8 protein-coding genes are annotated in these 14,359 nt (G+C 53.5%); all 8 read left to right on the top strand.

The genetic code is table 11. From position 1 onward, the window contains the following. The first annotated feature begins 41 nt into the window (after positions 1-41). The 8 genes from AB1I47_RS26065 (at position 42) to AB1I47_RS26030 (ending at position 13,864) form a co-directional block, all read left to right on the top strand. Positions 42-2,042 carry a capsular polysaccharide biosynthesis protein gene (locus AB1I47_RS26065; RefSeq protein ID WP_354686594.1) on the top strand — a complete coding sequence of 667 codons (2,001 nt, stop codon included), beginning with the start codon at positions 42-44 and terminating at the stop codon, positions 2,040-2,042. Positions 2,043-2,130: 88 nt separating this feature from the next. Then, a complete protein-coding gene (locus AB1I47_RS26060; protein ID WP_354686593.1) occupies positions 2,131-3,570 on the top strand; it encodes a capsule biosynthesis protein in 1,440 nt (479 codons plus the stop codon). A gap of 79 nt (positions 3,571-3,649) precedes the next feature. Further along, entirely contained in the window at positions 3,650-5,677 is a 2,028-nt protein-coding gene (locus AB1I47_RS26055) for a coiled-coil domain-containing protein (protein ID WP_354686592.1), read from the top strand. Next, positions 5,677-7,800 (top strand): hypothetical protein, encoded by a 2,124-nt coding sequence (locus tag AB1I47_RS26050; RefSeq protein WP_354686591.1) that lies wholly within the window; start codon positions 5,677-5,679, stop codon positions 7,798-7,800. The genes AB1I47_RS26055 and AB1I47_RS26050 overlap by 1 nt, the downstream gene beginning before the upstream one ends. A gap of 70 nt (positions 7,801-7,870) precedes the next feature. After that, complete coding sequence (locus AB1I47_RS26045) at positions 7,871-10,084, top strand: glycosyltransferase (RefSeq protein WP_354686590.1); 2,214 nt, start codon at positions 7,871-7,873, stop codon at positions 10,082-10,084. Between the two features lie 32 nt (positions 10,085-10,116). Then, complete coding sequence (locus tag AB1I47_RS26040) at positions 10,117-11,127, top strand: hypothetical protein (protein ID WP_354686589.1); 1,011 nt, start codon at positions 10,117-10,119, stop codon at positions 11,125-11,127. Positions 11,128-11,188: 61 nt separating this feature from the next. Next, entirely contained in the window at positions 11,189-12,361 is a 1,173-nt protein-coding gene (locus AB1I47_RS26035; protein WP_354686588.1) for a nucleotide sugar dehydrogenase, read from the top strand. A gap of 12 nt (positions 12,362-12,373) precedes the next feature. Continuing rightward, entirely contained in the window at positions 12,374-13,864 is a 1,491-nt protein-coding gene (locus AB1I47_RS26030) for a glycosyltransferase family 2 protein (protein ID WP_354686587.1), read from the top strand. The last annotated feature ends 495 nt before the right edge of the window (positions 13,865-14,359 follow it).

The following is a 14,359-nucleotide window of genomic DNA, read 5'->3' as shown; positions in this document are numbered from 1 at the left end:
CCCGCCCAAACATAGCTAAACATCGAGGAACAAAGCCGACCATGCTTGGCGTCTTCTCCCGCGGCATTTACCGCATCAAACACCTGCGTGCCTTCCTGGCGGAAGACGTGGTGCTGATGCGTCCTGCGCTGCGTCGGTCCCAACCTGACGGGGTTGCCGCATGGGGACGCCGGCCGAGCGCAGTTCGGGCCGAGGAGTACGCACGCAAATATTCGGTGCAGCGTTTTTTGCGTCTGGAAGACGGATTCATGCGTTCGATAGCGCCCGGCACGGAATCCATGTCTTGCTCGATGGTTGTAGATGATGTCGGCATTTATTACGACGCGACTAGTCCGTCATTGCTTGAGCATATGGCTCAGCTTCCGCTGAGTTCGGAAGAAGCCAGCCGTGCGAATGCGTTGATCCATGCATGGCGCGAGTCCGGGATCTCCAAGTACAACCACGCACCGGACCCGCAGGTACTCCAAGATCGTCCGTATGTGCTTGTGATCGACCAGACGGCAAACGACGCGTCCGTGCAATATGGCATGGGAGATGCCGATTGCTTCGAACGCATGCTGTTGACAGCGCACGAGGCATATCCGGACTGCGAGATCCTTGTCAAGGAGCACCCGGAGGTGTCCCTCGGGCGCAAGCGCGGCTACCTAGGTGCGTTGCTGGAGAAGGGCGGGTTCCCGCGGGTACGTCGTCTTCAGACTGATGTGCACGTGGTGCCGTTGCTGCGTACGGCGACTGCTGTATTTACCGTGACCTCGCAGGTCGGTTTCGAGGCGCTGCTGCATGGCCGACCGGTCCACACCTTTGGCATGCCGTTCTATGCGGGATGGGGCTTGACACGCGATGCCCAAGTTGCACCGACGAGGCGGCAGCCGATCACGCTGGCCCAACTGGCGTTTGCTGCGCTGGTACGCTACACACGCTATGTAGACCCACATAGTGGCAAACGTTGCCAGCCGGAGGATGCGATCGCATACCTTGCTCTACAGCGGGCCATGCGTCAACAGTTCCCGGCACGCGTGCATGCAGTCGGCTTCTCACGATGGAAGCGGCCCATCCTGCGTGACTACTTGCAGGGCTGCGAAGTGCGCTTTCATCGCAAACTCGAAGCCGTTCCGACAGGCGCGACCGTGCTGCAATGGGGTCGAAGGCATGGTCAACCAACGAGATCAGGCGTAAGCACTGTCACGGTGGAAGATGGCTTTCTGCGCTCCGTAGGCCTGGGGGCGCATCTTGTGCGCCCGGTATCCTGGGTATTCGACCGCAGCGGTATTTACTACGACGCAACCACGCCATCAGAGCTGGAAGAACTACTTGCGACTACTGAATTTGATCAGCCGCTGCTGCAACGAGCCTGCGATTTGCGTGAGTCTGTAGTGCGCTCCCGGCTAACCAAATACAACGTGGGGCAAGGCGTGTGGCAGCGACCCGCAGGCCAACAGAAAGTTGTTCTGGTGGTTGGTCAGGTGGAAAGCGACGCTTCATTGCGTTATGGCGCATTGGGAATTCGTACGAATCGTGAGCTACTCCAGGCCGTGCGTGCCAGCGAGCCTGACGCTTACCTCGTTTATAAGCCCCATCCCGATGTTATGGCAGGCCTGCGCGGTAGTCGCGCGGAAGAGGCTGCACTTGACGCCTTTTGCGATGAACTCGTGATCGACTATCCCATGTACCAGTTGATCGATGCCGTTGACGACGTGCATGTGCTGACGTCATTGGCCGGATTTGAAGCGTTGTTGCGCGGCAAGCCGGTGACAACGCACGGGACACCGTTCTATGCGGGCTGGGGACTAACCTCAGATCATTATCCTGCGCCGCGACGCCGCCGAAAATTGACGCTGGACATGCTCGTCGCTGGAACCCTGATCCTTTATCCACGCTATGTACTGCGCAGTGCTGAAGCGGGATTTGCCACGCCAGAGCAAGCAGTCAGCCACATGCTGGCATGGCGGCAGGAGCTGGCCGCACACAGACGTGGAGGGCTACGCAAGCTCTTGAAGCCCTTGTTTCGCTATTGGGCTGTTGCGAGGGAAGGCAAGACCTAAAACACCCGTCAGTCTTAACGGTGTGGCAAGTACAGGCGTGCGGCGGCGCACAAACGAAAAGAAGAACCGAGGAACAAGGGAACGGCCAATGCTGATGTTCAGGGAAGGTGGGCATGATCGCGGCAGCAATCATGCCGCGTTATCCGGGCACGCCAGAACTGGGGCTGTCGAGCACGCCTCACTTCAAGGCTCCCGTGGATTGGAGCGGGCTGGGCTACACCAGTTGGCCCGGTACCAGCACGTGCTTCTGCTGCAAGGTCCCAATGGTCCCTTCTTTGCCAGACTGCGTAACTACCTGGAACTAGCCGGGCGGCGTGTCAGTAAAGTTAACTTTAACGGCGGCGACGATTTCTTCTATCGACGCGGGGCTATTGAGCGCTTTACGCAGCCCATGCCCGCCTGGGAAGCGTTTCTGCGAAAGTTGCTGGTCGAGCAGCGTATCGATGCAATTGTGGTGTTCGGCAGCAGCCGGCGCCACCATCGGATCGCAGCGCGTCTAGCCAAAGAACTGGAGATTGCTTTCTGGGTCTTTGAGGAAGGCTACGTACGTCCCGATTACATCACGCTGGAAGAGGGCGGAGTCAACGCAGACTCTCCGATTGCCGCGTGGGAACTGGACAGCGTGCCAGCCGTACCGCGGCCCGCACAAAAGCGGCACTTCACCCATGCCTTCGCGAAGATGGCGTGGTACTCGTTCCTGTACTTCGGCGGTGGCATTACGAGGAGGATGACGTATCCGCACTACCGTCACCACAAGCCATTTGGTTTCCATGAGATTGCGCTGTGGTTGCGTGCCGCCTATCGGAAGCATCGCTATCGAGCGCAGGAACGCGAAATAAAGGCGCGCCTTCTTGCGGACAACCACCCGCCATTTTTCTTGGTGGCCTTACAGGTCTACAACGACAGCCAGATCCGCGTGCATAGCCCTTGGCGACGCATCGAGGATTTCATCGAGTGGACGATCTATTCGTTTGCAAATAATGCCCCGGCGGACTGCCTGCTGGTGATCAAGCATCACCCGATGGATCGCGGCCATACCAATTATGAAAGGGCGATAGCTGACTGTGCCGCGCGATTTGGTGCGACTGACCGGGTGGTCTACATCCATGATGCGCATCTTCCATCGCTGCTCCACAGATGCAGCGGCTTGATTACGGTGAACTCCACCACTGGCTTGCAGGCCTTGTACCACCGTGTTCCTGTTATTGCTCTGGGGCGGTGCTTCTATGCAAAGCCGGGTATCACCTATCAAGGTAGTCTGGATCGTTTTTGGTCGGAGTGTCCACCGGTTGACACAAGGGCCTTCACCCGGTTCCGCAATGGTCTGATCCATGGCTCGCAGGTCAATTCCTCATTCTACGCGGACAAGAGCGTAGGTGAATTAACGCAGCGGCACCACCGATTTTGGCGAAGGTGCTGCCAGCTAGCATCTGCTGTGGGACTCGTTGTGGTTGATGCCTATGGCGGCTTGGATTTTGCGTCGATGACACGTTGGGTTTCGGCCGTAGTTGTATCCCTCGTTGGTTAATCTTCGCCCGTGCAACTGTCATACATAAGGACTAATGACGTCCTGCATGTATTGTCGTGGAATGCGAGAAAAAAATAATATGAACAAGATAATGATTGTGGGGCACCCCACTTCGGACTACCAGGATGTCGAGGCTTTACTCATCGAATGCGGCATGACCAGGGCATTGCCTTCCCGCAGAGAGAGGCTGACGCCCGTCGAAATCAGTTCGATGCTACTCAAGGCGCATTCCTCCGCTGAACAGTCAGCGTTCGAACGTGTGCGCAATCTTCCCCAAGTAGAAGCAGGCCCCATCTGGCACGGAATGGCGCTTGATCTGATGCTCGGTAACATCGAACAGAAGCTTTGGGGCTGGGCAGACCCCCACGCGCTGCAACTACTCGATTACTGGACGAAGCTGGACCCCAGTATCGCATTTGTTCTGGTGTACGACTCACCCGAGAGCCTTCTGGTTCGATCGAGCGATGCTGGCCTTCAGTTCGAGGGTCTACAAGGGTGCATTAGGGAGTGGTGTTCGTACAATGAAGCCTTGCTGCATTTCTTCTATCGCAATAGCGAACGATCGCTGCTTGTGCACGCTCAGCAGGTGAGAGCTTCTGCCAGCGGCTATCTGCAACAAGTGCGTGCGCGAATTAGTGCCCCGGTAGGTTCTATCCTGGAGGTTCCTCGCGACCGCATCCTCATTAACGAGACCCGTCATGATGCTGCGATTTGGGGTGACGCGTCAGTCAAGGTGTTGCCCAGTGCACGACCCGCGGGAGCCATCAAACGTCTTCTGGCGAAGACGCTGATAAGCGATAAGCCGGAAGTCGCACAGCTTTTCGAAGAGTTGCAGACTGCAGCCAATCTTCCTCTTGTCACTTCTGCGGACGGCCCAGAACCGGTTCATAGAGCTTGGCTTGAGCTCCTGTCGATTGAGCAGCGCGAGGCGACCTATCAGGTGGAATTGGAAAGGCAAGAGACGGAGTTTGTCAGAAGAATTGAGGATCTCCAAGGATCAATTGGCAATTTGCATAGCAAACTCGCTAATGCTGAGCGGGAAAATCTTATCCAGTTGCAGAAACTGCATGAAGTACAAGAGCAAAGTGAATGCTATCGAAATGAGCTGTTGGAAGAGGCGGGGAAGGTTCTCCAATTAGGTCAATATCAGAGCCTCGCTGAGGATAGGAAGAAGGCAATTGCGAAGCTCGAACAGCAAATACTGGAGAAGGAGGCCGTCGCATCTACGGCGCAACAGAAGTTAAGCGCCTTGGTTGAAAGAAGCACTCAGGACAGCGCTCACATATTGCAACTTGAAAGAGATATCAGTGCGTTGACTAAGGATTTCGCACAATCCCGTGTGCATGGGCGGGAGATGGAGGCGGCTAGAGCTCAAATACTGCAACTTGAAAAGGATGTCAGTGCGTTGACGAAGGAGTCCGCAAAGTCCCGTGCCCAAAGACACGACATGGAGACGGCGCTTTTACACGCTCAAGAGGAACTCGAGCGTAGCCATATAGAGCTTCAGAAAGCTCTCGAAAAGAGCAGCCCAAGTTCGGTGGAGCGTATTGAAACTGACGAACACCTCAAGCGGTTAAGTCTGCAGAAGGCAGAAGCGGACAAGCGCGCCGCGCAACTGGACTCGGTTCGCCTCGACCTCGAGAAACGAAACGGCAGGCTGCAAAGCGAAGTCAGTGCTTTAGTTGAACGGATTCACCGAATGCAGGAAGAGTGGGAAGGGCGCTTGCTGGCCAGTCCCGCAAATGTTACGAAGCTCCCCGAGCATTACGGTGCAGCGGAACGGGTCCGTCGCCAACTGAGTTATCGGTTGGGGGCGACCATGATTAAGCATTCCTATAGCGTAGGCGGCTGGCTGACGATGCCCCTCGGTCTGGCGAAGGAGGCGAAACGCTTTCGGAACGAGAAGAAGTACCGCTCCAAGGAGAAGCTTCCGCCGATTGCTTCCTACCGGGATGCGCACGAGGCGGACCGCATGCGCCGCCATCTTTCTTATCGTTTGGGCGCAAAAATGCTTGGAAATGCTGGGTCACCTCTTGGTTGGGTTCGGATGCCGTTTATCCTTAGAAGGGAAGTAAATGCCTTTCGTGAGGAAAGGAGCAAGAAATAATGAAGACGCCGTTGTTGAAACTCTCATTGCACTCCAGCCTGCACCACCTTCTTGTGATCATGCCACCAGAAGCGGTGACTTACATCGGGGCAGGCAATGGTACAGGTTCGCTTGCACAATTCTTCGCTCAGGCAGGAGTTGCCGATGTGACTTTTGTTGATGCGGAAGAAAGACATCTGCCTCATTTGAAAAGGAATCTAGAGCATTGCCCTGGGGCGCGGGTGGTACATCAGTTGGTGGCGGAACGGACGCAACCGGCGACCTACTATCGCGCCAATATTGCCTCCGAAAGCGGGCTTCTGGACCCCTCACTTCTCGAACATCTTTGGCCGAACATCAAGATCAATGACTCCGAGCATCGTCCTGGCGTTTCATTGGCTGATCTTTTGGAAGATTCACATCCCAGACCGACCTGGCTTGTCGTTGACTGCATCCCCATTGTTCCGATATTGGGAGATTGCTCCAGCCTGAAGGACCTCGACGTCATTGTAGTCCGTGTTGCGCAGATGGAAGGCGAGGCGTCGCTGCAAGCTTCTTCCGGTCTGGCGGAGGCCAATGAGCTGCTGTCCGCCCATGGCTTCATTCACGTATTGACAGAATCCGGTCGTCATCCGGGAATAGGGCACGCACTCTTTGTATGTAGCATCCGCAAGACGGCAAGCCAAGCAAAGGATGCATGGCATGCGTATGCAGATGTAGTCGCTCAACTTTCGGCGGACCGTCGAGATGCTGGAAGCACGCGGGAGCTGTTGGAAAGCCGGGTTGTTCAGCTTACACAGCGAGTCCGTGAGTTGGAGGGCGAGCAAAAGGCGACAGAGGAGGCCGCGGTACCTCGTCAGCTTATTGAGCACGTAACTCAGGTGACTACGAAGGCAGACGAACTCAAGAACATCATCGAAGCGCTCGAGCAACGTGTGGCTTCGCAACTGACAGTTACCAATGCGGCGATGGAACGGTTCCTCGCAGAATGCGAATCCGAACAGGCGTCGAGCGTGTTGTTGAGCATGATTCGGCGGCTCTTCGAGGAGCAGTTTGAAAAACAAAGGGCGCTCTTGATGGAGCTAGGGGCTCGACAGCAAGGTGAATTGAGCCGCCTAGTACAGCTTACCCAACGGGTGGGGGAGTTGGAGGCAGCTCAAAAAGCCATGCAAGAGGTGGAACTACATCCATGGATCGCCGAGCGTTTAGGAGAAGGGACGGCCAAGGCGGTCGAGATCAAGAGCAGTATCGATGCGCTGGAACGGGTCATGATTTCGCAAGTGACCTCCATCCATGCGGCGATGGAGCGGCTCACATCGCCGGATTCCAACTCCAATGCAGGATCCGGAGTGGCGCGGCTGATCGAGGAGCACTTTGAAAAACAAAAGGCGCTATTTTCGGAAATCGAGGGGCGGCAAAAACGCGATCTTTCCAACGCCGCGTCAAATGCTATCAAGCAAATTGAAGCATTTATCGGGATACAACGATGGTTGCCGATTGATGATAGCGCTCTAGATTTTCATGGCTGGCCAATCAGTCCGGATCTAGGTATTTTTTTACTTGGGAAAATCCAAGAGGGAAAATATGACCTCATTATCGAATTCGGCAGCGGGACTTCGACTGTCCTATTTGCTCGAGCTTTTGCGCGGGCTAGGGGTGCGGAGATAAAAGAGTCTCTTGAGCAACTCTCGCAAAAGCGAGTGATATCGTTTGAGCATGATCGGTTATATTACGAAAAGACTCTGAAGCTACTCAAAACCCGTGGTCTTGATGAGTTTGTTAACTTGGTTCACGCGCCACTCGTGGACCATGATGATTCTTCAAACACATACCTACACTATGACTGTGCGCCGCTATTGCGACAAATCGCCCAGTTTGCGGAAGGCCGCACCTTGTCAATTCTCGTCCTTGTCGATGGGCCGCCTGAACTGACTTGCAAAAATGCGAGATATCCCGCAATTCCCAAGATCTTCGATCATTTGGGAAGGCACCGCATCGACGTCGTCTTGGATGATGCAAACAGACCGGCGGAGAAAGAGACGATTAGGATGTGGAAAGAATATTGGAAAGCCAGGTCAGTCCGCATTGCTGACCGACAGATCGCGAGCGAAAAAGGGATTTATTTCGCTTCAAACATGATTTGAGCTTACTGAAAGCTGAATTCAATCCATGCAGGATCGCTGAAGGGCGATATACGGGACAAAGAGCTTGAAAATGAGCAAAGAAGATTCGCAGGTAACTTACTCGCTCGCCAAATTTGCGAACGCAGAGTACCGAGAGGGCAACTTTCCGGGCGCAATTGATGCATACCGGAGATTGGTGGTCGACCATGATCGACTCCATTTCTCTGACAACCTCAAATGGAGCCTTCGGCGTTGGTCCGAGAACAAGTCGGCGGGTACTCCGGCCGACTGGCGAACGTCGCTTCTGTTCGTTACCGCTGGACTCAAGGGACCAACGGCAGGGGGAGGAATCGCGACTTGTTTCTTTAACATGATCGCAGCGGTAGCGAGTGAGAGGAACGTCCAGGTGACGGTGCTCTATGCCGCGCATCCTTATTATTCGAAGGGAAATTTTGCTCACTGGGAGAAGACTCTTCGTGAAGAGTATGATGTGAAATTTGTCGGCTTGAACACCAATCTCAAAGACTACGGCTCAGTGGAGATGAAACGATCTTACGCAATCTCTCGTTATCTTGAGCAGCGGGATGGTGCATTTGATAAAGTAATTTTCCACGATTTTGGTGGATTAGCTTTCTACAGCGCTCTCGCCAAAAAGCAGGGCCTGATGCTGCAAAATACAGACCTTGTCATTTCCGCCCATGGAAACCATGAGTTATCCTTCTTCTTTGGCTCAAAGAAGGTACAGACTTGGTCCGAATCCGCGGTGATGTATATGGAGAGAACTTCACTGCGATTGGTGGATAGCGTATTCACGCCAAGTCAGTACTACGCCGATTGGTTCAAGGAAAAATTCGGCGTGAACGGGATCCGCGTGCAGCCGAATATCATTTCGAGGACTGATCCGGCCTCAGGCGATAAGCCAATATCGCTTCCACTTGATGATAAGAAGGACACAGTGGTGTTCTATGGCCGATTTGAACGTTTGAAAGGTATCGATGTTTTTGTAGACGCCATAGAACATTTGAAGAGCAAGGGAAGACAGTTTAATATCGTATTCGCGGGAAATGGGACTAAAATCGACGGTGTTGATGCAAAAAATTACCTTGCCGAGCGCCTGGGTGGTTTAGGGGTCGTTCCACTTTTTGTCTTCGATACAAAACCGGCCTTGATATTTGATTTTGTGCGTCGAGTCAATGGCCTTTGTGTCTTCCCCACGCTAGGGGAAACCTCCTCATGCGTGGTGGTGGAGTCGATTCTCGAGTCGGTTGACTTCGTTGTTTCTGATATTCCAGGTATCAAGGAGTTGGTACAGGAGGAATGCCACTCGCGCGTGTTTTGCAAAACCGGTGATCATGTCGATCTAGCTCTGCGTATCGAGAACCATTTTTCCGATGCGAGTCCTGGTAAGAGCGCAAAACTCTCATTTGATATGGAGGGTAATCGACGTGAGTGGATCGCTTTGCTGACTAACGTTGTCCCTTCCGAAGCCAGTGACGTGGCCTCCGAAGCTTCAGGGACTGACGAGATGATCTCGGTCGTCATTCCGACCGCGGATCGCCCTGAGTTGTTGAGGCAAGCTCTTGACACTATCGCGAATCAAACTTATCAGAACGTTGAGATTATTGTTGTTGATGATAATAGCGAGCAGGCTGATCTAAATGAGCAAGTCTGCAAAGAATATCGGGCAAAATACCTAAGGCTGGACGAAAAAAAATATAAAGGAGCCGCTTGTAACTATGGGGTTCAGCATGCCAAAGGCGGCCTAATTTGCTTTTTCGATGACGATGATTTGGCTGAGCCTGGAATGCTTGCTACGTATGCGAGTGTTTTCGCGCGCCAACCGGAGTTGGACGTAATCAGTTGCTTCGCCGGGGTTTTCGAACATGCAAACCAAAGGGGCGCCCATCGTCCTAGTGTCGAGTATGCCTCGTTGGCGCTAGGAGGTAATAACGAAACCAACTTCGCCTGCAACTTCTTTGGAAAAGGCACCTTTATTATCCGGGCCAATAGGTTTCTAGCCACTGGGGGATATGAGGTGGACTTTGGCGCGGTGCCAATGGTTGATTACCGATTTTATATCAAGGCCGCTCTTAAAGGGCTAAAAATCGCTATCGTCCCGAAGGTTCTGTACTTGTATCGCAAAAACTCGCCCAATAGCCTCTTCTACAGCAAAACTAGTCAAAAGCGGATGATGTATCTGGCAAAGCACGGAGTTCAGAAGGTGTTTATAGATCACTTGGGCGAGGAAATGGGGAGGGCCTTTGTTCCTCATATTTGGAATATTGGGCAGCCCAAGTACGAATAATCTCGTTCGGTTGACATGCCTGGAGTTTTACGATGGCTTTGCAAGATCTAAAATTGATCTTTTCTGATAACGACATTAGTGCATTTTCCAATGATTTCGTTGGGGATGGTAAATATTCCAATGCAGTAGTGAGTTTTTCCGCTTGGAATTCCAAAGGAAATGGAACACCTTTTGGTCCCGGGTTCTTTAAATCTCGGGGGATTCCGGCAATATTCGTCGTCCAGCATCGGAATCATTGGTGGCATACCGAGGCAGTTTTCTCGCTGGCCCACAAGGTCAAGGCGTTGGCGGCTGAAAACGGCCTCGGACTGGTGTGTTACGGTAGTTCGATGGGCGGCTATGGAAGCATACACCTGTCCCGTATTTTTGGTGCGCGGAAAGCTGTAGCAATCGCCCCGCAGATTTTTATCAGCGAAAGTGAAATTCCTGAGGAGAAGAGGTGGGAGATTGAAAGAAAGAAGGTTGAACTAATTTTCGGTGAACGCGAGAATTTGAGTCTTGCGCGTTGCGATACTTATATTTTTTATGATAATCGACATGCGCAGGATAAGTTGCATGTGGATAGGCTCGTTTCGGGAGTGCGCAATCCAAGATTTCAATTGGTCGAAGTGCCATTTGCGTCTCACGATGTGGCCCGCGCTCTTGTTGCTGTGTCTGAGTTCAAGCATTTTGTCGAAGGATTGGCGTGCGGTACAAATTATGACTTGGCGCCCTTAGAAGGTGCCTGCCGAAACGCTTACCAGTTCGATGACAAGGCTTTCCTAAACAGAGTTAGGAGCGTTCCGGTACGAGAAATTCAACGGGACGAAATCGATAGGTTGCTGAAGGTCGTTTCAAAGGAATATGTGGCCAAGCTCGATTTCGAGGCGCTGTACTTTGCGGCAGAGGGCCTGATGAACCTCGGCTTTTATAGTGATGCACTTGCCTGTTCAAGTATGTCCTTGGAGAAGTATCCGTTGAGTTCGGTCCCTCGATACTTGGAGTTGAAGCACGAAAGGGTATTTAAGGCGTTTACACAGTATGGGTCGGCGAAGTCTGCTTAGACTGGCATTAGCTGCGCTTGGTTAGGTTTGTTAGTCTTGTGTATGAATATTTTTTCCGAAGATGCTAAAGATTGCCATTGCAGGTACGGGTTACGTTGGTTTGTCTAATGCTGTGTTGTTGGCCCAGCACCATGAGGTGATTGCACTGGATATCGATGCTGCAAAGGTCTCTTTGCTAACTGACCGATTGTCACCGATTTCCGATCCTGATATTGAGCGCTATCTTTCTGTTGAGCCACTGAATTTGAAGGCCACGTTGGACAAGCGACGCGCGTATTCGGACGCTGATTTCGTTATTATTGCAACGCCCACGGATTATGATCCTGAAACCAATTACTTCAATACTCGGTCGGTCGAGTCGGTAATTCGGGATGTTAAGGAAGTTAATCCGGACGCCGTGATGGTAATCAAGTCTACCGTGCCGGTGGGCTTTACTGAACGCATGCGTAGGGAATTGGGCTGCGATAACCTCATTTTCTCGCCTGAGTTCTTGCGTGAAGGGAAAGCTCTTCACGACAACCTTTATCCTAGCCGTATCGTGGTTGGCGAGCGGTCGCCCAGGGCCCGCCAGTTTGCTGACCTCCTGATTGAGGGTGCGGTCAAGAAGGACGTCGAAGTGCTGTTGACCGACAGTACGGAGGCAGAAGCGATCAAGCTTTTCGCCAATACCTTCCTCGCGATGCGTGTAGCGTATTTCAATGAGCTCGACACCTATGCCACGGTGCATGGGCTGGACACGCAACAAATCATCGAAGGGGTATGCCTCGATCCTCGGATCGGCGGTCACTACAATAATCCGTCGTTCGGATACGGTGGCTATTGCCTGCCGAAGGATACCAAGCAGCTACTGGCGAACTATCGGGACGTTCCCCAGAACCTGATCCACGCAATCGTGGAAGCAAACCGCACCCGGAAGGACTTTGTTGCGGAGGACATTCTGCGGCGCAAGCCCAAGGTTGTCGGTATCTATCGGTTGATCATGAAGGCGGGTTCGGACAACTTCAGAGCTTCGTCGGTGCAAGGAATCATGAAACGTATCAAGGCCAAGGGCGTTGAGGTAATCGTCTATGAGCCGGTACTAAAGGAGCCGGAGTTCTTCCATTCCAGAGTTGTGAATGACCTTGCCGCGTTCAAGAAGGAAGCGGACGTCGTCGTTGCCAACCGTGTCACGGATGAAATCCGTGAGCTGGGCGACCGCGTCTATACGCGAGACCTGTTTGGTGGCGATTTCTGAGTGGGTTTCTGCATGTTGAATCGCTTGCTTTCGCTGTGGCATCTGCGCAAGAACAGGTTTGCTTACGCGCTCGCGCATATGAAGGAGCAAAGCGGGCGAGCCGACGGGTGGCGGCTCTGGTCGTACTACCGGCTGGGGATGTACGTTTCCGTGATCTCGCACAGGCCTGCGGACCATTCTTGGCGAAGTGTCTTTGCCAGAGCTGTTTCGCTTGCGGCTTGCGGTCATCATGCGGAGGCGGAGCAGTGCGGCCGCGAAATGTTGCTGCGTAGGGACTGCACGCAACATCTGTCGGCCTTAGCGGCAGCGATGGCGCCCTATCTGCCGGAGTTTTCGCTCGAGTTGCTCGAAGCGGATGCCACTGCAATGCCGTTGAAGGCCGCGTTGCTTATCCGGTCCGGCCGTTTGGACTCTGCAGCCGATTATTTGAAGAAGGCATTTGCGAACGGAGGTCCAGGCAGCTACCCGGAACTGCATCTTCATATGTCCAATGCATCCAGGGAACAGCCCTCCAGGCAACTTGAGCGCCTGAACGCCTACCTGGCGGCTTTCGATGTTCCTTCCCTTGTGTTGAAAGACATGGATCGGCCTCCGTCGCCTGCGAACTTGAAAGTTGCGGAACCGGTGGCTGATGTGTATGGGCCGTTAGTAAGCGTTCTCATGACGACGTTCGAAACCGGCGAACGCGCGGACGTGGCGATTGCATCCGTGCTCGAGCAAAGCTATCGGAATCTGGAGCTGATTGTTGTCGACGATGCGAGCCGCGATGGCACGCCGGACGTTATTCGTTCTTGGGCGCGCCGCGATAATCGGGTCAAATTCATTCAACTCGATCGTAACGGGGGAACCTATCTCGCGAAGAACATTGGTCTTGGTCATGCGAGCGGAACATTCGTAACCTGCCACGATTCCGACGACTGGTCGCACCCCTCAAAGATAGAGCGTCAGGTGAAGCCGCTCTTGGATGATGAGCAACTGATTGCCACGACGTCAAACTGGATTCGCCTTCAGGACGACGGGGTGTTTTTCTCGCGGCAGGTACATCCGCTGTCGCGGATCAATCCGTCATCGCCATTGTTCCGGAAGGATAAGATCCGGTTGCAGGCCGGGATGTGGGATAACGTTCGTACCGGCGCTGATAGCGAGTTCCTTGCGCGCATCCGTCTGGTTTTCGGGCCTGCCGCTGTGCATCGGGTCGTGGAACCTCTGGCATTTGGGTCCCATCGAGAAGGATCTCTGATGACCGCCAGCTCTACAGGCTATTCTGATGCCGGTATCTCGCCGCAGCGGCTCGCGTATTGGGAGGCTTGGTCTCGCTGGCATGTCGAGAACTTGAGGGCGGGTGGAAAGCCGCGCCTGGTTGAGGACATCATGTCACAGGCAACATGCCGACCATTTCCAGCACCCGATGCCATTGCTCTAAAAGCGTTGGACGTTGAAGCCGGACTTAATGGCGCGCAAGCGTACCGGGATGGACTGATGTCCCCTGTTGCTGTTTGTTGAATTAGGTCTGGTTGCTTAGGTCGAATATTGGTTCGCTCAAATATGGTCGTCTTGCCAATCCTCCGCAGCCGATGCAATGGGAACAGCGACAAACGCGATAAACGTCAGAGCAAGGCTAAGTGCCAGCATACGTGTCCTTTATCGTGCCTTGAATGGCTCATGTTCGATATAACGACCGCTATGGGTGAGACTTGAATTAGATGAAACCCTGTGTATTGCAAAAATGCTACTTTGTGTGAGCTCTTACCGCTTGTGCTGACGGCACCGGAGCTTTTCGACTAAGGGAAAGCCACGCTTCGTTGGTTCTGTTTCGAAACTACAACAATGCAGACATTAACATCACGCCCCCAACCTCATCAGCCGGAAGACAGACGGTTTTTGCCGCCATCTCTCGCTATACTATGCGGCGCTTGATGTCCCGGAGCCGCCTGCTCTGATGAGCAGGAGCGCGCAACGCCGCTGCGCCCCCAGTCTCCCTGTGTCTTATACACATAT

It is taken from the genome of Cupriavidus necator (assembly GCF_040578825.1).
GTDB classification, from domain to species: domain Bacteria; phylum Pseudomonadota; class Gammaproteobacteria; order Burkholderiales; family Burkholderiaceae; genus Cupriavidus; species Cupriavidus necator_E.
This window is presented reverse-complemented; position numbering and strand designations above follow the sequence as displayed.